This window comes from Arthrobacter sp. ISL-5 (assembly GCF_018613835.1).
GTDB lineage: Bacteria > Actinomycetota > Actinomycetes > Actinomycetales > Micrococcaceae > Arthrobacter.
In genome coordinates, this window is sequence record NZ_JAGGPM010000030.1 from 43,341 (window position 1) to 60,851 (window position 17,511).

The 17,511-nt window shown below is 66.4% G+C and carries 17 protein-coding genes; 6 read left to right on the plus strand and 11 right to left on the minus strand.

Going from position 1 to position 17,511, the window contains the following annotated elements:
- Positions 1–94: 94 nt before the first annotated feature.
- On the minus strand, positions 95–2,206 hold the full coding sequence (gene paaZ, locus J7I89_RS17095) for a phenylacetic acid degradation bifunctional protein PaaZ (protein WP_214972838.1): 2,112 nt from the start codon (positions 2,204–2,206) through the stop codon (positions 95–97).
- Between the two features lie 184 nt (positions 2,207–2,390).
- Between paaZ and J7I89_RS17100 the strand changes: the two genes are divergently transcribed.
- The 4 genes from J7I89_RS17100 (at position 2,391) to J7I89_RS17115 (ending at position 5,640) form a co-directional block, all read left to right on the plus strand.
- The gene (locus tag J7I89_RS17100; RefSeq protein ID WP_214972840.1) at positions 2,391–2,828 is read left to right on the plus strand and encodes a PaaI family thioesterase; all 438 of its coding nucleotides are present in this window, start codon (positions 2,391–2,393) and stop codon (positions 2,826–2,828) included.
- A 57-nt stretch (positions 2,829–2,885) separates the two neighbouring features.
- The gene (locus tag J7I89_RS17105) at positions 2,886–3,635 is read left to right on the plus strand and encodes an ABC transporter permease (RefSeq protein WP_214972842.1); all 750 of its coding nucleotides are present in this window, start codon (positions 2,886–2,888) and stop codon (positions 3,633–3,635) included.
- A 245-nt stretch (positions 3,636–3,880) separates the two neighbouring features.
- Positions 3,881–5,224, plus strand: a complete 1,344-nt coding sequence (locus tag J7I89_RS17110; RefSeq protein ID WP_214972844.1) for a hypothetical protein — start codon at positions 3,881–3,883, stop codon at positions 5,222–5,224.
- 119 nt (positions 5,225–5,343) lie between these two features.
- On the plus strand, positions 5,344–5,640 hold the full coding sequence (locus tag J7I89_RS17115; protein WP_214972845.1) for an antibiotic biosynthesis monooxygenase family protein: 297 nt from the start codon (positions 5,344–5,346) through the stop codon (positions 5,638–5,640).
- 17 nt (positions 5,641–5,657) lie between these two features.
- Here the strand turns inward: J7I89_RS17115 and J7I89_RS17120 are convergent, their stop codons facing one another.
- Together J7I89_RS17120 and J7I89_RS17125 are read right to left on the minus strand one after the other, a co-directional pair.
- Positions 5,658–7,958 carry a trypsin-like serine protease gene (locus J7I89_RS17120; RefSeq protein ID WP_308159949.1) on the minus strand — a complete coding sequence of 767 codons (2,301 nt, stop codon included), beginning with the start codon at positions 7,956–7,958 and terminating at the stop codon, positions 5,658–5,660.
- Positions 7,955–8,668, minus strand: coding sequence for a tyrosine-protein phosphatase (locus J7I89_RS17125; protein WP_308159950.1), 714 nt, complete (start codon positions 8,666–8,668; stop codon positions 7,955–7,957). The genes J7I89_RS17120 and J7I89_RS17125 overlap by 4 nt, the downstream gene beginning before the upstream one ends.
- A 267-nt stretch (positions 8,669–8,935) precedes the next feature.
- Here J7I89_RS17125 and J7I89_RS17130 point away from each other — a divergent pair, with 267 nt between their 5' ends.
- Positions 8,936–9,790: a GDSL-type esterase/lipase family protein gene (locus J7I89_RS17130; protein ID WP_214972848.1), complete on the plus strand. Its 855-nt coding sequence runs from the start codon at positions 8,936–8,938 to the stop codon at positions 9,788–9,790.
- Positions 9,791–9,933: 143 nt separating this feature from the next.
- Here J7I89_RS17130 and J7I89_RS17135 read toward each other — a convergent pair whose 3' ends face one another.
- From J7I89_RS17135 to J7I89_RS17165, 7 genes are all read right to left on the minus strand, one after another.
- A complete protein-coding gene (locus J7I89_RS17135) occupies positions 9,934–10,542 on the minus strand; it encodes a GNAT family N-acetyltransferase (RefSeq protein ID WP_214972849.1) in 609 nt (202 codons plus the stop codon).
- Between the two features lie 84 nt (positions 10,543–10,626).
- Complete coding sequence (locus tag J7I89_RS17140; RefSeq protein WP_214972851.1) at positions 10,627–11,079, minus strand: hypothetical protein; 453 nt, start codon at positions 11,077–11,079, stop codon at positions 10,627–10,629.
- Positions 11,080–11,119: 40 nt separating this feature from the next.
- The gene (locus J7I89_RS17145) at positions 11,120–11,974 is read right to left on the minus strand and encodes a 3-hydroxyacyl-CoA dehydrogenase family protein (protein ID WP_214972852.1); all 855 of its coding nucleotides are present in this window, start codon (positions 11,972–11,974) and stop codon (positions 11,120–11,122) included.
- A complete protein-coding gene (locus J7I89_RS17150) occupies positions 11,971–12,807 on the minus strand; it encodes an enoyl-CoA hydratase/isomerase family protein (protein WP_214972853.1) in 837 nt (278 codons plus the stop codon). The genes J7I89_RS17145 and J7I89_RS17150 overlap by 4 nt, the downstream gene beginning before the upstream one ends.
- Complete coding sequence (locus tag J7I89_RS17155; protein WP_214972854.1) at positions 12,807–14,018, minus strand: acetyl-CoA C-acyltransferase; 1,212 nt, start codon at positions 14,016–14,018, stop codon at positions 12,807–12,809. Before J7I89_RS17155 ends, J7I89_RS17150 begins: the two co-directional genes overlap by 1 nt.
- Positions 14,019–14,139: 121 nt before the next feature.
- A complete protein-coding gene (locus J7I89_RS17160; RefSeq protein WP_214972855.1) occupies positions 14,140–14,829 on the minus strand; it encodes a pentapeptide repeat-containing protein in 690 nt (229 codons plus the stop codon).
- Positions 14,829–15,287, minus strand: coding sequence for an SRPBCC family protein (locus J7I89_RS17165; RefSeq protein ID WP_214972856.1), 459 nt, complete (start codon positions 15,285–15,287; stop codon positions 14,829–14,831). The genes J7I89_RS17160 and J7I89_RS17165 overlap by 1 nt, the downstream gene beginning before the upstream one ends.
- Before the next feature lie 175 nt (positions 15,288–15,462).
- Between J7I89_RS17165 and J7I89_RS17170 the strand changes: the two genes are divergently transcribed.
- A complete protein-coding gene (locus J7I89_RS17170; RefSeq protein WP_214972858.1) occupies positions 15,463–15,639 on the plus strand; it encodes a CsbD family protein in 177 nt (58 codons plus the stop codon).
- 252 nt (positions 15,640–15,891) lie between these two features.
- Here the strand turns inward: J7I89_RS17170 and J7I89_RS17175 are convergent, their stop codons facing one another.
- Positions 15,892–17,352 carry an amino acid permease gene (locus tag J7I89_RS17175; protein ID WP_214972860.1) on the minus strand — a complete coding sequence of 487 codons (1,461 nt, stop codon included), beginning with the start codon at positions 17,350–17,352 and terminating at the stop codon, positions 15,892–15,894.
- Positions 17,353–17,511: the final 159 nt, after the last annotated feature.

A 17,511-nucleotide genomic window follows, 5' to 3' on the forward strand; every position in this document is an offset into this window, starting at 1 on the left:
TCTCTCACTGGGTGAGAGAGCGTTGGGGTGAACCCCGCAGAAAGTGAGAGAGCGATGGGGGGGAACCCCGCAGGAAGTGAGAGAGCGTCGTGGCCTACTTCTCCACGAGGGTCAGGACGTCGTAGGTGGCCACGATCTCGTCGTTCTGGTTGGTCAGCACGGCGTCCCAGGCAACCTCACCGTATTCGTCGGTCTCGCGCGGGGTGATCTTCTTGGCCGTGAGCGTCACGCGGATCGAGTCCCCCGCGGCCACCGGAGTGATGAAGCGCAGGTTCTCGAGGCCGGAGTTGGCCAGGACGGGACCCGGGGCGGGCTCCACGAACAGGCCCGCGGCCCAGCTGAGGAGCAGGTAGCCATGCGCCACGATGCCCGGGAAGAACGGGTTGGCCTCCGCGGCTTCCTGGTTGGTGTGCGCGTAGAAGGTGTCGCCCGTGGAATTGGCGAACGCGGTGATGTCCTCCAGGGTGACCTGGCGCAGCTCGGAGCGGACGGCGTCGCCGATGCGCAGCGTCTCCAGCGACTTCCGGAACGGGTGGGCGCCCTCCGTCTCCACGGTGAAGTTCCGGTCCGCGCCGGTGTGCCACACGCCCGTGACGGCGGTCAGCATGTTGGGCGAGCCCTGGATCGCCGTGCGCTGCATGTGGTGCATCACCGAACGGATGCCGCCCAACTCCTCGCCGCCGCCGGCCCGGCCCGGTCCGCCGTGGACCAGGTGCGGAACCGGGGACCCGTGACCGGTGGAGCTGCGGGCGTCTTCGCGGTTGAGCATCAGCACCCGGCCGTGGTGGGCCGCGATGCCCGTGACGAGTTCCTGCGCGACGGCGGGATCGTTGGTGCAGACCGACGCGACGAGCGAGCCGCCGCCGCGGGCGGCGAGGCGGACGGCGTCGGGAATGTCCTTGTACCCGATCACCGAGGACACCGGGCCGAACGCCTCCAGCGAGTGGACCTGTTCAGTCTCGGCGTCCGCCCAGCTCAGCAGCACCGGGGACATGAAGGCGCCGCCGTCGACGACGCCCGTTGCGCCGTCCGCACTGGTGACCGACGGCGAATCCAGCGTTCCGTACGCAAGCTCGCCGCCGGCGTCGAGCATGGACTGCACCGCGGCGCGGACGTCGGCCAGCTGCTCGAGCGAGGCGAGGGCGCCCATGGTGACCCCCTCGGCGCGCGGATCGCCGAGCACCACACGCTGCTCAACCCGGGCGCCAATCGCGGAGATGACCGCCGGCACCAGCTCCTGCGGCACGATGGCGCGGCGGATGGAGGTGCACTTCTGGCCGGCCTTGACGGTCAGCTCAGTGACGACCGACTTGATGAAGGCGTCGAACTCCGGGGTGCCTTCGACGGCGTCCGGGCCGAGGATGGCGGCGTTGAGCGAATCGGTCTCGGACGTGAAGCGCACGCCGCCCTGGACGACGTTGGGGTGCGACTTGAGCGACTGCGCGGTGGACGCCGAGCCCGTGAACGCCACGAGGTCGCGGTAGTCCAGCACGTCCAGGAGCCCGCGGACCGAGCCGGAGATGAGCTGCAGGGATCCCTTGGGCAGGATGTTGGACTCGATGATCGCCTTCACCACGGCCGCGGCGACGTAGCCGGTGGGAGTGGCGGGCTTGACGATGGTGGGAACGCCGGCGATGAACGCGGGCGCGAGCTTTTCCAGCATGCCCCAGACCGGGAAGTTGAAGGCGTTGATCTGCACGGCGACGCCGGGGATGCGGGTGTAGATGTGCTCGCCGACGAACGAGCCGTCCTTCGACAGCACCTCCATGGGCCCGTCCACCACAACCTGAGAGTTGGGGAGCTCGCGCCGCCCCTTGGAACCGAAGGTGAACAGCACGCCGATGCCGCCGTCGATGTCGATCATCGAGTCGATCTTGGTGGCGCCGGTCTGCGCGGAGAACGCGTAAAAGTGCTCACGGCGGGCGTTCAGGTACTGCGCCAGCTCCTTGAGCTTGAGGGCGCGCTGGTGGAACGTGAGCTTGCCGAGTTCCGTCTGGCCGGTGGTGCGGCCGTAATCCACGACGGCGGCCAGGTCCAGGCCTTCGCTGCTCACTTTCGCGAGGATCTCCCCGGTGCTCGCATCACGCACGGGTACGGCGGAAGCCACCGAACCGGCGTCGGGGGTCCACCAGGAGTCCTGCACAAAACTGGGCACGGTCTCAACTGTGTCCAGGGAGGGCTTGGGAGCGGTAGCGGTTGTGGTCATCGTTGACGGGTCCTTCCAACGCGGAACAAAGAAATCCGGGCGATCCGGCAAACCGGCCAGCGCATTACTGACCGTCCGTTCGGTAATATGTCTACAGTACATGAATGTGCCTTGCTGCACACTAGGAGCGGAGCACAGCGGCCGGGCAACCTGCCGCGTTCCCACACTGTTCTGAGGAGACCCTATGACGCCCGAGCCCCGCGACGCCGAGCTGAAAACCAAGCAGCCTGAGCTGTGGAAGATCACCCTGGGGGAACTCGACGAGAAGATGGGCGTGAAAATCGTCGAAGAATCCGTCGAGCGCGTGGTGGCCACCATGCCCGTGGAAGGTAACCGGCAGTCCTTCGGCCTGCTTCACGGCGGCGCATCCCTGGCGGTGGGCGAAGCCGTGGGGTCATGGGCGGCGGTGATCCACGCGAGCACGCTGGGCAAGACGGCCGTGGGCGTGGACGTCTCGGCCACGCACCACAGGTCGGCGCGCAACGGCCTCATCACCATCACAGCCACCCCCATCTACCTGGGCGGGACGCTCACCACCCACGAGGTGCTGATCACCGACGACGACGGCCAGCGGCTCTGCACGCTACGGATCACCAACCTGCTGCTGGACCGGAAAAACTAAGCCTCCACGGTTCTGTGATTCGCGCGGTTCCGCAGTTCGCGCGGATAGGCTGACCACGTGACCGAGTTTGGCGTCCTGGCCCCGACCCTCTTTGCGGTTGGCCTCCTGATGGCCGTGTCGGCTGCGGTCCTCGCAAGCTCCCGCGTGCCGCACGCTGCCGCGCCGGCATTCGCCATCCTCCGCGGAGCGGCGCAGCTCGCCGCGGTCAGCCTGATCCTGGGAGCAGTAATCGTCAGCGCCGGCTGGGTGGCTGTGGCGCTGGCAGTCATGTTTGGTGTGGCGACCATGACGGCCACCCGCCGTCTGGGCTGGGACTGGCGGCATTTGGCGATGGTTGCCGGTTCGATGGCTGCGGGCATCGCGGTTTCCCTGGTCATCGTTTTCGCCACGGGTGCAATCGACTTCACGCCGCGCTATGGGCTGGCGTTGGGCGGCATAGTGATCGGAAACTCCATGGCCATCGCGGCGCTGGCCGGCCGCAGGTTCAACGAGGCAGTGATCGAACGGTGGGACGAGGTCGAAGGATGGCTGGCGCTGGGCGCCTCTGCCCGGCAGGCCACCCGCGGGATGGCACGCGGCGCCGTGTACGCGGCGCTCATACCGTCGACTGACCAGACGAAGACGACCGGCCTGGTCACGCTGCCGGGGGCGTTCGTCGGCGCAATCTTCGGCGGCCTCTCGCCGCTGGAGGCGGGGCGTTTCCAGATCGTGGTGCTGGCTTCCATCATGGCCGCCGGGTCAGTGACCGCCGTGTTGCTCATCAGCATGCTGGCTCCGGTCCGCGTGCGGCCTCGCCGGCTGTTTTGATGATTCCTCATGCGGTAGCGCGGGCATCCTTGATGGGTCAACGCGGACCGTTGACTTTGCCCCCGGACGCTTTATACGCTGGCTCATCCGGATAGAAGGCAGGCGGACGCCGGCCTTGCATCCGGCCGCGTCTTCAACTCAGGCCGCCGCGCGGATCACGTACCGGGCGGAGGCTACTCCCGGACGGCGGCCAGCGACGGTGCTGCGCCGAAGTCCGTAATGTCCGCGTCATCGCAGGTGCAATCATGAGCACGAATTCCACAAGGGCGGCCACAGTGCTGGCGGCTGTCCTCTTAGTGGGTGTCCTGTTAGTGGGTGTCCTGCTGGCAGGCCTGTCCACGCTGCCGTCATCAACCAGTGGAAGCCACTACTACCTCAGCGCGGCGGGCAGCGACAGCAACTCCGGGACGACCCCCGAGTCGCCGTGGCAATCACTGGCGAAGATAACTGAAACCGCGCTCGGACCCGGTGACTCCGTCAGTTTCCGCCGGGGTGACGAGTGGATCGGCACCGTAGTGCTGGACCACAGCGGGACGGCGGCGTCAGCGATCACGCTCAACAGCTACGGAACCGGAAACCTGCCGACCGTCACGGGAGGTGAGGGCGGAAACTGCTTCCGGCTCAACGGCAGCTTCATAGTGGTGGACGGATTGCGCGCCACGTCCTGCGGCTACTCGGGCTTCAGCGTTTACGGCGACAACAACATGGTGAAGAATTCCGAGGCCTCCGGCAACACCGCGGGCATCAGAGTGGGTGACGGTTCCGATTTCGGCAACTATGCCAACAACATCCTGACCGACAACAACGTCATGAATGTGAACACCCCAGGCTCGAACTGCGGAACGCCCCAGGCTGCGAATTGCAGCGACGATTCAGGCGCATTCGGCGTGCTCATCAACGGCAGCGACAATGAGTTCTCCGGCAACACGGTCACCGGTTCCACTGCCTTTTCCTACGACTTCAGCCGCGACGGCGCTGCTTTTGAAATCTACAACGGCAACCGCAACAGAATCCACCACAATACTGCGATCGACAACAACGTGTTCTCCGAGATCGGCCGCTCGGACGGAACCGCGGACGGCAATGCATTCCGCTACAACCTCGTGCGCGCATCGTGCGGCGCGAACTGCGCCGAGGCTTCGGGCCTGATTGTTCGCGGGCCGGATTCGAAGTACGGCCCGACCAACAACACGATCTTTGAATTCAACACGGTCTGGGTTGATGGCGTCCATTCCCGGGGAGTGGTCTGTCACGCAATGTGCCCTGCGTCGACCGTGATCAGGGGCAACATCCTGGTCGCTGTGACCAACGCCCTCTGGCTGGACGGTTCCGGCTGGACCGAGCAGGCCAACGTCATCAACGGGCCAAGCAACGTCACCCTGGACCCCACCTCCACCACCGCTCCCGCGTTGTTCGTGAACGCCCCCACGAACCTTCACCTGACCAGTGGCAGCCCGGCCATCGACCGTGTAGGCAGCAGTCCATTCGGAGTGGACCTGGACCGACTGCCGGTGCCGCAGAACGGGCATTGCGCCGGGACCGGAAAGGCCGACTCCGGCGCCTACGAATACGATTCCCCGAACTGTTAGTCCCCGTGCCCGTGGCCGGGAACCGCAGGACCCCGAACGGTTCGTTTGAGACCTTCCGCGCGCCCCGGCACCGGAAGATAATCAAGGTAACTGCGATTGCGCCCTGGAGGTGGTGGAACATGTCAGTTGACACGTTGGGGATCTGGCTCGTCAAACCGGGCCATGAGGATGATTTCGTGCAGGCATGGCGGGACATGGCCGCACGAACACGGAAGGAATTTCCGGACGGCAAGGCTGTGCTGATGCACGACCGGGATGTACCCAACCGCTTCATCAGCACCGAGCACTGGGACTCAGTGGACCAGATTGAGCGGTGGCGGGCATCGACGGCGTACACCGAAGGCGTTCAGTCGAACCGCGACATCGTTCAGCACTTCGAACCGCACACATTGGATGAGACCGCCGCAGTCGGCTGAGCAGCGGCTACAAACGACTAACGCCTGCCGCGACGCCTGAGGGCAACCAGCAGCACGCCGCCGAGCACCAGCGCGGCACCCGCGACCCCGCCAGCGACCAGCAGGCCGGATGCGCCTGTGTCCGCCAGCCCCGCCGTGACAGCGCCGTCCCCGATTGCGGCACGGGCGAGCCTGTCGTCAGGCATCGCCGCGACAACGGACGGCTCCGGCGCTGGCGTGAGCACGGCGGACTGGTCCCCGTGCGCCGCTGCCGGCTTGGACGGGACAGCAGGCTGGACCGCTCCGGGCGGTTTTGACGGCGTGCCCGGTTCCGGCGCGGCAGGCTTGGGAACAGTACTGAACGTGCTGAGGCCGGAGCGGCTGAAGCCGTTGATGGCCTGTGCCGTGAACTCCGTGGCTGACGCGGGCGCGGTGAAGGACCAGTTGCCCTGCGCGTCCACGGCTACGTCCAGCGGTTCGCGGCCCGGCAGGGTGATCCGGACTTGTGTACCGGCCGGCACATCAGTGGCGGGAGCTGCGGCGCCCCGGCCCTCTATGCGCTGGCCCGCCACGATCGGCCCAGCCGGCAGGGGTCCCGTGAGCACAGGTTTATTCAAGAACAGCCTGAGCTGAACGCCCGGGAGGACCGCGAGCGACTGCTCCAGCGTGGCCGCAACGGCGAAGTTCTCTGCGGACGACCTTGCGTTGCCGGCCGAGTGCGTTCCAACGGCGTAGTTTCCGCTGATCCAGGGACCGCCGGAATCGCCGCCGCTGGATTGCACGGACGTGGACAGGAACCCACGGAAAGACCGGAGGTCGTCGGGATCGCCGGAGCTTCCGCCGACGACGTAGATCCCCACCTCGTCCACGGTTCCGCACGACCAGCCCTCGGTCCGCCCCGAGCGGCAGACGGCCTGGCCTTCCAGCGGAGGCGCTGTGCCCACGATTGGGACGGAACCGGCGCCGAGGTCAGCGGGATCCTCCCACCTGGTGGCGGCAGGGAGCAGGTCCAGGCCGGAACGGATGGACTCAATGGCAGCGATATCGGTACCCGGCGCTCCGGGGTTGGCAGGATCCGTGATCCTTGCGTTGCCGGGCCCGCCGAACTGGCTGAAACCGAAGGTCCCAAGCTCTCCCGTGACGCCGCTCTCCGCCAGGTATCCGCCGGCCGGTTCACCCGCGGGCAGGGTCACCTCGGCCAGCCGTGCGGCGCCGTCGTCCGCGCAGTGGCCTGCCGTGAGCACGAGGGGCTTGCCGTCCGGGCTGAAGGCACTGAATCCCGCGGAACAGACAATCCCGCCGTCGATCCGATACCCCTGGCCGCCGAGGAAGTCCTCCTCGCTGGCGATGGGACCGCCCTTTTCCAGCACGACGTTGGCGTACCGGGCCACGAACTCCGACGGCGACATGCGGGGCTCGCCGGACACACCGGACACACCGGCAGCCGCGGGCTCACCGGTAGGGGCGGCCTGGCCGGCCGCCGACATGCGGTCTTCCTTCGCGGCGGCTCCGGCATCGGTTTCGGCGCCGGCAGCAATATCGGTCTCGGGCGCATTGACGCCGCCGGTGCGGATGATGAATTTGCCGTCCGCGGCGGCCACGGCCTGAAGCCCGGCTGGCCCAACATCCCGCACGTATGCCTGATAGAGCTGCTCCGCGCTGGTGGCCTGGAGCGACCTGGCCGCGTCGGTCCCCTGCGCCGAAGCACTCTGCCCCGAAGCAACCTGCCCCGAAGCTGCCTGCGAAGCCGTAGCCTGGGCGGACAATGCCTCCGCCGCGTTCGCCGGCCGCGTTGATTCCGGTGCAGTAGTCCCAAGATCTGTGCCCGGCGGGACGAGCACAAACTCGTTCCGGCCGGCAGCATCGGCTGCGTTGAGGGCGCCAATCGTCGTCTCGAATTCGGTGCCGGTGCCTTCGACGAGGATCTTGCCTCGGTGCAGGCGCATCGCCACGAAGCCCGGCAGCTCGCGGAGAGTGACCGCGGCATCGGCCGCGCGCTTGCCCTGGGCACCTGCGGCGTTGAACTCCGCCAGCGTCATCCCCAGATCCCGCTGAACCACCTCCGCGAGCCCTTCCTCGGCTACATTTCCGCCCGTGGGCCAAGCGACCGGCGCGGCCTGGTCAGCGGACCCCGCAGCCCCGGAATCCTCAGACGCCAGGGACGAAACGGACGCCGGGGACGAAACGGACGGTGAAGCGGAGCCCCCGGCGGCTGCCGGCGTCGTGCTTTCCGCAGCGGAAGCCGGCACCGAAGCGAAAACAGCACCGAGCGCCAACGCTGCCGCCGCCCCCAGGGCAAGCGTGCGCCGGGCTGCGGCGCCGTAGGCGGAAGAAGTCACAGGGCAACCCTAGCGCCGAGGGCAGACAAAATGGCTCCGAGCTCCGGTTCAGATACGCCATGCCGCAACAGGAAGTCCCGAGTGTTGAGCCCCCGTACGAAGTCCAGGACGACGGCGCCGCGGCGCTGAAGGAGCGGCGCGAACGTTTCCTCGTCGAGGTGCCGTTCGTGCGGGTGCGGCGGCCAAAGCGTCCGGTGACGCTCGTTGATGGCGCGCATTCCGGTCTGGTATCCGGCCACGATGTCGTGATCGCTGGCGCCGGCCAGGTCCTGCAGCATGGCCGCGATCATGCCGCTGCGGTCCCGTCCGGCCGAACAGTGGATCACCACTCCGCCGGGCGCGGCGGCCACGGCCTTGAACACAGCGGCCAGTTTGTCCGGGAAGATGCGGGCGTTGGCGGCGTAGTGGGCAGGATCGTTCAGGTACGGATCGCACAGGGTTTTGAACTCGCGGTTGTCCGGGTCCTCGGTGGGGGTGAAGACGACGTCGAACGCGGCGAGCGCGTCGCCCACGTCAGGATCGGTGGGACGGGGCTGCCGTTCAGCGGCATTGCGCAGGTCGATAATGGTGCGGACGCCGTCGTCGTAGGCCTCTTTCCAGCCGGTCTCGGTGACCCATTCGCGCCGCCCCATCCGGAAAACGGAGCCTGCGACGCGCCAGGCGTTCACCGCCCCGTCCCAGCCCACAGGTGCCTGATCCGTCGCGTTCACGCTGCCAGCTAACCACACCCGGCGCTGCGACGGCACCGGGCGGGTCCAAGTAGTAGACGTCCAGGCCATCCAAAAGCGAGTACCGGCTGGCCGGTTCAGGGCCTCCCTGCCGGCGTACCCTAGGGCAATGAGCGCCGAACCGCGCCCGTCAGATTCCATGCCTGCCGCTGGGCAGGCATTCGTCGTCGCTTGCCGATTTTCCCGCAGCATTCCCTGCGCCTGTGTCCATGGTTTTCCCTGAATGAGGGGGTTTCATTGTGTTAACGAATGCTTCAGCGTCGTACCGCCCGTCTTACCGGTGTCCTAGCCGCCCTGGCGCTCACGGCAGGTTTTGCCGCCGCTCCAGCCACTGCTGACCCGGAGCCGATCTATATCGGGTTGGGCGACTCGTACGCGGCCGGCACCGGCGGCGGGCTATACCGGCCAAATTCGTTCCCCGCTCCCACCGACTGCCGACAAACGGTCTCGGCCTACTCCACGCAGCTGTCCGGCGCCAACTGGGGCTGTTTTGGCTACACCACGGAGGGTGTCTCAGCGGTGGTGACCGGCGCCTCACTCGATTCGGCCACATCACCATTCCTGGCGAACGCGTCCGTCATCACGGTGACGGTGGGCGGAAACGACATCGACACCGGAGCAGTGGCGGCCAACTGTGTCCCCTCCACAGCCACCGCCGGGTGCAGGGCCGCGCTGTTCAATTCGCTCGCGGTGAAACTCCCCAAGCTGCCCGCGAAGATCAAGGCCATGGTGGCGCTGATCAAACAGAAGGCTCCTCGCGCCAAGGTGGTGCTCACGGGATACCCCCGGCTGTTCACCGCCAACGATTTCATGACGGCTGAACAGAAGACCGCGGCCAAGACCATGAACTCCGCAGCCGACCTGCTGAATGCGACCATCGCACTCTCGGCACTGGCTACCCGGACGAAATACGTCAGTGTCACCAACCAGTTCATCAACCACGGGGTGGGGTCTGCCGATCCCTGGATTGTGGGGCTTCAGCCGGTGTGCCAGCTCACGGCCACCTGCGCGCCGGGAGCGCAGCCCCTGGACACGTTCCACCCGACCGCCACCGGCTACACCAGCGGCTACAAGGCTGCCGTGGCATCGGCATTGGCGCCCTAGTCCAGGCTGGCCCTGTCAGGGTTACTGAGGCTCCTGCCGCACTGGCCCGGTTTTGAGTCCCCCGGCCGCGGACCTGGCCCGGTTTTTACGCCTGCGGGGCTGAAAACCGGGCCAGTCCGGCCGGCCGCTCCAACAGGCCAGGGCTAGCGCTGCTTGGCAAGCCTGAATTCAAGGCCGTTACGGACCATGGGCCACTCATGTTCGAGGATTGAGAACACCACGGTGTCCCTGAGCACGCCGTCCGCAGTCCGGGAATGACTGCGGAGCACGCCGTCCTGCTTGGCGCCCAGCCGGGCGATTGCCTCACGGGACTGGTGGTTCAGCCAGTGCGTGCGGAATTCGACGGCGGGGCAGCCCAGGGTTTCAAAGGCATGGCGCAGGAGCAGCAGCTTGGAATCCGGGTTGCTGCCACTGCCATGCGATGACGCCCCGTTCCAGGTTGAGCCGATCTCAAGACGGGGCGTGACAGCGTCGATATTCATGTACGTGGTCATGCCGATCACCCGGCCGGGGCCGCCAGTTGCCGGATCCAAGAGCCGCGTCGTGAACGGCAGCATGGAACCCTGCTCCTGGAGCGCCAGCCGGCGGTCAATCTCGGCCGCCATCTGGTGGGGTGCAGGCACGGACGTGTACCAGAGCTTCCAGAGATCGCCGTCCCGGGCGGCATCCACGAGTCCATCATGGTGACTGTGGTCCAGCGGCTCGAGGGTGACATATGTGCCCGTCAGGGTGATTGGTTGGATCGCGTTCACCCGCACCATCCTCGCACTAGCCGAGCGGCAGCGTTGCATGAGCCCCGCAGCGGCGGTTTCCCGGGCTCCGGCAACCCGCTTCGGCTAGCTCCAGCGCTCCCAGTAATCGTCCGCGGCCTCGAGGAACCGCCGCTGGCCCGTCCTTTCGCCAACGATGGGGAAACCCTCGAGTCCGGGCAACGGTCCGTTGCCCGGGTCCGACGCGATGATGGCAACCGCCACCCACAGCGGAGGGGCCACGACGCGCGCGAGCAGTAGCGCGAGTCCGTACTTCACGCCCGGAAGCCGGTTCTTCCAGGTCAGGAAGCGGAACCCTGACACGGCAGACCCCGGAGTGTGTCCCTTCGCGTGCATCGCCCAGAAAAGTAGCAGAAGCGCCACCCAGGAAGTCGCGGCGAGGAGCATGGCACCCGGACCATTCCGCTCTGCCCCAAGCGTCACCGCGAGCACGGGCACGGCCCAGAAAGCCACTGCATCGATCAGGCCGGCAAACAGATGCGAGGGCCAGGACACGGCATTGCTCTCGGACGCTGACATCCCCTGAGTCTAGATGCACCCAGCCAGTCAGCCCCGCCGGTCAGTCCGCCCAGTCGAAGAAGCCCTTGCCTGTCTTCCGGCCCAGTTCACCGCGGGCCACTTTGTCCTTCAGGATCTGCGGCGGCGCGAAGCGCTCCCCCAGCGTCGAGTGCAGGTATTCGGCGATGCCGAGCCGCACATCCAGGCCCACGATGTCGGTGGTACGAAGCGGACCGGTGGGGTGCTTGTAGCCGAGCACCATGGCGGCGTCGATATCCTCCGCGGATGCCACGCCTTCCTCCAACATGCGCATGGCCTCGAGCGCAATCGCCACGCCCAGGCGTGAAGAGGCAAACCCCGGAGCGTCATTGACGACGACGGCGGTCTTGCCCAGCGCTTCCGTCCAGGCTTTCGCCGTGGTCGCCAAGGCGGGCGACGTCTCCTTGGCCAGCACCACTTCGATCAGGGTTGACGCCGGCACCGGATTGAAGAAATGCAGCCCCACAAAGTTCGCGGGCCGCTGCAGCTGGGCCGCGAGATCGGTCACCGACAGAGACGACGTGTTGGAGGCAAGAAAGGCGCTTGGAGCCAACTGCTCCTCCACAGCCTTCAGCGCGCTGATCTTTAGCTCAAAGTCTTCCGGGACCGCCTCCACCACCAGGCCGCACCCGGCAAATGACGCGTAGTCGGTCGACGTGCTGAACCGCGACAGGACGTCCTCGGCCGACCCGCCGAGCACCCCGCGGGCTGCGGACTTCGCAACGGCATCGGCCACGCGCGTGCGGGCGCCGGCGGCAGCGTCGTCGTCGCGCTCCACCACCACCACGTTGGCGCCCTTGATGAGGAAAGCGTGGGCGATTCCTGCGCCCATCCGGCCGCCGCCGAGAACTCCGACGTGCTGGGGAATGGCGGTCATGGCTGGGTCCTGTCTGTGCTGTCTTGTTCTGAGTTTTTTCCCGAGGCCTTCTTGCTGGAGGCCTTCTTGTCGAGGAACGCCTGCATGCGGTCGGACTTGGCCTGCGACTCGAAGAGGATGCCCTGCGCCAGCTGGTCGATCAGCGGGTGCGCTTCCGCCGGCGCGTGGAACACGGACTTGGTAATCCGCACGGCCAGCGGATCCTGCCGGGCGATGCGGTCCGCGAGTTTGTGGGCACCTTCCATCAGCACCGGGGCCTCGTGGATTTCGGTGATCAGGTTGACCCTCAGCGCCTCTTCCGCGCGCAGGACGCGTCCCGCAAGGAGAATCTCCTTGGCCACCGGCTCCCCCACGAGCTCCTTCAGCCGCCAGCTGGCTCCGGCCGCGGCAAGGATTCCGAGGCCGGTTTCCGGATTGCCGATCCTGACACTGGGTGTGCCGATCCGGAAGTCAGCTGCATAAGCCAGCTCAGCCCCGCCGCCCAGGCAGTAGCCGTCCAGCGCCGCGATCACGGGCATGGGCAGCTTGGCAATGCGGACGAAAATCGTGGAGTTGATGCCCTGCAGGGCGTCGTCCCGGCGCCGTTCGCGCAGCTGGGCGATGTCCGCCCCGGAGGCAAACACACCCTCGACGCCGGCGATGATCAGGACCTTCGGATCCCGCTCCAGCACCGTGCAGACCACATGGAGCTCATCCACCATCTGCTGGTCGATCGCGTTGCGGACCTCGGGGCGGTTCAGGAGCACCACCACGCGGTCCTCGCGCTCCTCGACCAAGAGGGTGCTGAAATCCAGGGTGCTCAAGTGTCCGTTCGCGCTGTCCGGACCCGCCATCAGACCCGCTCCAGCAGCATCGCGGTGCCCTGGCCCACGCCGATGCACATGGTGGCCAGGCCGATCCGCGCATCCTCGCGCTCCATCCGGCCCAGCAGGGTGATGGCGATCCTCGACCCGCTGGAACCCAGCGGATGCCCGAGGGCGATGGCGCCGCCGTCGTTGTTCACAATCCCCGGGTCCAAGCCGAGCCGCCGCATGCTGGCCAGTGACTGCGTGGCGAACGCTTCATTAAGCTCGACGGCGCCAAGGTCACCGACGCTGAGCCCGCTCCGCTTGAGCACCTTCTGGGTTGCCGGGACCGGTCCGATGCCCATGATTTCGGGCTCGCAGCCGGCGGACGCGCCGTCGATGATCCGGGCCCGCGGCGTGAGGCCGAGCCTTTGGATGGCGGCCTCGGAGGCCACGATGATGGCGGAGGCGCCGTCATTGAGCGTGGAGGAGTTGCCGGCCGTGACGACGGAGCCGCCGGGAACCACCGGCCGGAGACCCGCGAGCACGTCCATAGTGGTGCCGGCGCGGGGGCCCTCGTCCGTGTCCACCACGGTCTCCGCTTTCCGGGTCTTGACCGTCACCGGGACGATCTCTTCCTTGAAGCGGCCCGCCGCGATGGCCGCGAGGGACTTTTCGTGCGAGCGGACGGCGAAGGCGTCAGCGTCCTCGCGGGAAATGCCGTCCACCCGGCCCACTTCCTCGGCGGTTTCCGGCATGGAGTACGTCATCTTGCCACCCCGGGAGAGTTCGCCCTTCTGGAACAGCGGGTTGGCGAACCGCCAGCCGATGGAGGTGTCGAAGATGGCGCCGGGCTTGGCGAAGGCCGTCTGCGGCTTTTCCTGCACCCAGGGCGCTCGGCTCATGGATTCGACGCCGCCGGCAATCACGATGTCGGCGGCGCCGGACTTGATCATCTGGCTGGCCATGATGATGGCGCTCAGCCCGGAGGAGCACAGCCGGTTCACGGTGATGCCAGGGATGTGGAGGGGAAGTCCGGCCAGGATGGTGGCCATCCTGGCAACATTGCGGTTTTCCTCGCCGGCGCCGTTGGCGTTGCCGAGGATCACTTCGTCAATCGCGTCCGGGTCGACTCCCGCCCGCGCCACGGCCTCGCGGACCACCAGCGCGGCCAGGTCATCCGGGCGGACCGCCGAAAGGGCACCGCCGTATCGCCCTACCGGGGTGCGGGCACCGCCAACCAGAAAAGCCTCGACCATGTGAACATCCTTTTCGCAGGGAGCTGGGCCGGAACACGAATAAATTACCGACCGTTCGTTCTATAAAGATTACACGGCCAGCCGAGACGGTCAACCAGCGCCCTCCAAAGACGCTGCGGGGTTACGTCACCACCAATCCCATGTGCGCCGCCAGCAGCGGGGCGATGAGGCCGAGCTGGTAGTCGTCGATCACCATGCCGGCCAGGCTGCCGAGGCCGCTAATGGTGCGGAAGTCCGTGCCGCGGAGGTCGAAGTCCTTCAGCCTGGCTCCGCTCAGGTCCAGGCTTCCGATGGTGCAGTTCTTCAGCACGACCCGGGCAGCGGTGGCCGAACCCAGGTCCAGTTCGTTGATGATGCAGTCGCTGATCAGGACGTCCGCCAAGCGGGAGCCGCGCAGGTTCAGGTAGTCCAGCTTGCCGCCGTCGATCTTCACGAACTGCCAGCCGCTCTCATACAGTTCAGCCGAGCCCCAGCGGGGATTGCTGAACTCGACGTCATGCAGGGTGGACCGGGCCGCCCTGAGGACCGGGGCGTACGCCTCATCCACGATGCAGTCGCGGAAACTCGCCCCGCGCAGCTGCGCCTCATTGAAGGAAACCCCGGCGAATTCGCACTCCGCAAAGACAATGCCGCTCAGCTCCAAGCCGTCGGCGTCCGCCCTGCTGTACCGCACGCCGTCGTACCTCTCCCCACGCCGGAAATCCGGCGCGTCGTCAACGCGCAGCCCGTCCAGCCGGACAGCCGCGAGCCGCGGGGGCGTGACCTTCAACGCCTTGCCGAGCGCGGGTTTTCCCGCCGGCCGCCCCGCCACTACAGCGACTCTGCTTTTGCTGCGATCTCGGCGAGGTCCTTCGCGAGCGCCTTCCGCGTGATGCTCATGCCGATCCGGCCGAAGAGCGCCATCATGATCCTACTGAGGGCCGCGGGCCGAAGCACCTCCGCGCCGAAGGTCAGGGTGAGGTCAGTCCCGGCGTCGCGCTCCGCCAACGTGAACCGGGACGTGTAGTCGGCTCCGCCCTGCAGAGCCTTGACCGTGGTGCTGCGCGGCGGGTCGGCCTGCGACACCCACATTTCCACCGTTTCGCGCCGGCCCATCATGGACCGGGTTTCCTTCCAGCGGGTGCCTTCGCCGTACGGGCCCTCGCTGACCATCTGGATGGATTCGACGCCCGAAAGGGTGGCCGCCGAACCCGGGATGTCCGAAATCACCGCCCAGACCTTCTCCGGGCTTGCGTTTACGTGCTGAGTCAGGCTGGTGCTGTGATCCATGCTCCGAGCCTAGTGCCGGGGACCGACATTGAGCACGCGCCGGCAGCCATCACCCCAGCACGCGCCGGCGGCCGCCCCCTTCCCGCCAGCCCCCCGTCTTGAATTAGTAAGCATGCTTTGTGTTAGGCTGAAACGGCTTTGTCAGATCAACCGGCAACGGAAGGTGGTTCCCACCATGGGCATCGGAGACAAGATTCAGAACGCCGCTGAGGACTTCGGCGGCAAGGCGAAGGAAGCCGCCGGCAACGCCACGGACAATGACCGCCTGAGGGCAGAGGGCCAGAAGGACCAGGTTGTTGCGGACGCCAAGAAGGTCGGCGAAGACGTCAAAGACGAGTTCAAGAAGGACTAGCTTCCCCCAGACAAATGGTCCTCACGGACCTGCATACGCGACGACGGCGGACTCTCCTTGGGGGGAGCCCGCCGTCGTTGTTTGCGCCTGCAAGATTTGCGCCTGCCAGACTATGCCATCGGCTGCTCCGTAAGTGCCCTTCTGAGCGCCCAGAAGGGCACTTACGGAGCAACCGATGGGGAGAACGGCGGCGGCGGCGGCCACCTTGGGAAGGTGACCGCCGCCGTCGCCGTACTGCTTAGGTGAAACGTACTAGCTGAAGAGCTCGCTCTTCGGTTCGTTGTTCCGGACCTTCTGCCAGCCGAGCCACAGCACCAGGGCGAAGAACGGGATGGTGGCCAGGGTCCAGAGGCCGAGGTGGAAGACCTCGCCGGTCTTGCTGGTCATGGTGTCGAAGCCGATCAGCACCGTGATGGCCAGCAGGGCCACCAAGCCGGCCCAGCTGCTCCAGGTTCCGCCCGGCGCGGGCAGGGAGGAGACCTTGCCCTTCTTCTTGCGCAGCGCGATCTGGCTGGCGAAGATGGCGCCCCAGGTGAAGATCACGCCGATCGATGCGGAGTTGAGGGCGAGGTCGAAGGCGTGCGAGCCGCCAAGCCAGATGTTCAGCAGGATGCCGACGAGGTACACGGCGCCGATGGCCAGGATGGCGGCGTACGGCACGTGGCTCTTGGACATCCGGGTCAGCCACTCCGGAGCATGTCCGTTGTTGGCCATGGTGCGGAAGATCCGGCCGATCGAGTACAGGCCCGAGTTGCAGGAGGACAGGGCGGCGGTGATGACGATCATGTTCATGACGTCGCCCATCCAGCCGAGGCCCATCTGGCCGAACACGGTGACGAACGGCGAGGTGCCGGCCACGTACTGGTCCGACGGCAGCAGCATGGCCAGGAGGGTCACGGAACCGACGTAGAACACCACGATGCGGAAGACGACTGCGCGGATCGCCTTGGGCACTTCCTTGGCCGGATCCTGCATTTCGCCGGCCGTGATGCCGACGAGCTCAATACCGTTGTAGGCGAAGATCACGGCATTCAGGACCAGGATCATGACAAGCGCACCCTTGGGGAACATTCCACCTTCGGCTGCGAAGAGGTTGCTGACCGAAGCGTTGCCGTCGCCCACCTGGGCGTTGGTGACCACCATGAAGGTGCCCACGGCCAGGAAGATCACAATGGCGCCGACCTTGAGGCAGGAGGCCCAGAATTCGAATTCCCCGAACGCCTTGACGCTCAGGAGGTTGACGCCCACGAGCAGCAGCAGCGCCGCGATGGCGGACAGTTCAACAGGCACGTTGGGGAAGAAGAACTGGAAGTACAGTCCGATCGCGATGAGCTCGGCGATGCCGGTCATGGCCCAGTTGATGAAGTACATCCAGCCGGACAGGTACGCGCCCTTCTTGCCGAACATTTCGCCGGCATAGCTAACGAAGGAACCCGACGTCTGGCGGTACATGATGAGCTCGCCCAGGGCGCGCATCAGCAGGTAAGCGATGACGCCGGCAATGGCGTAGGAGAAGATCAGCGCGGGGCCCGTGGAGGCCAGGCGTCCGCCGGCACCCATGAAGAGGCCGACGCCGATGGCGCCGCCCATGGCGATCATGGTGACCTGGCGGCCGCTCAGGGACTTCTTGTAGCCCTCGGCGCTGAGGGTCGAGTCGACGGCGATGGATGGTGCCGTCGGGCTCTTAAGTTCTGTAGGGGTACTTTGAGGCACAGCTGTTCCTTGTAGGTCGGGGGGATGCCGTAGGTGGGCAATGCCGGTTCCGGAACCTGGAGTTTTTGCACAGATAATTCGTGTTCCGGCCCCTCATGAGGACCGTATGTGTACAAAAACTCGCGAAGCATCGAAGGTTCGCGCGGCTCATCCATCTTA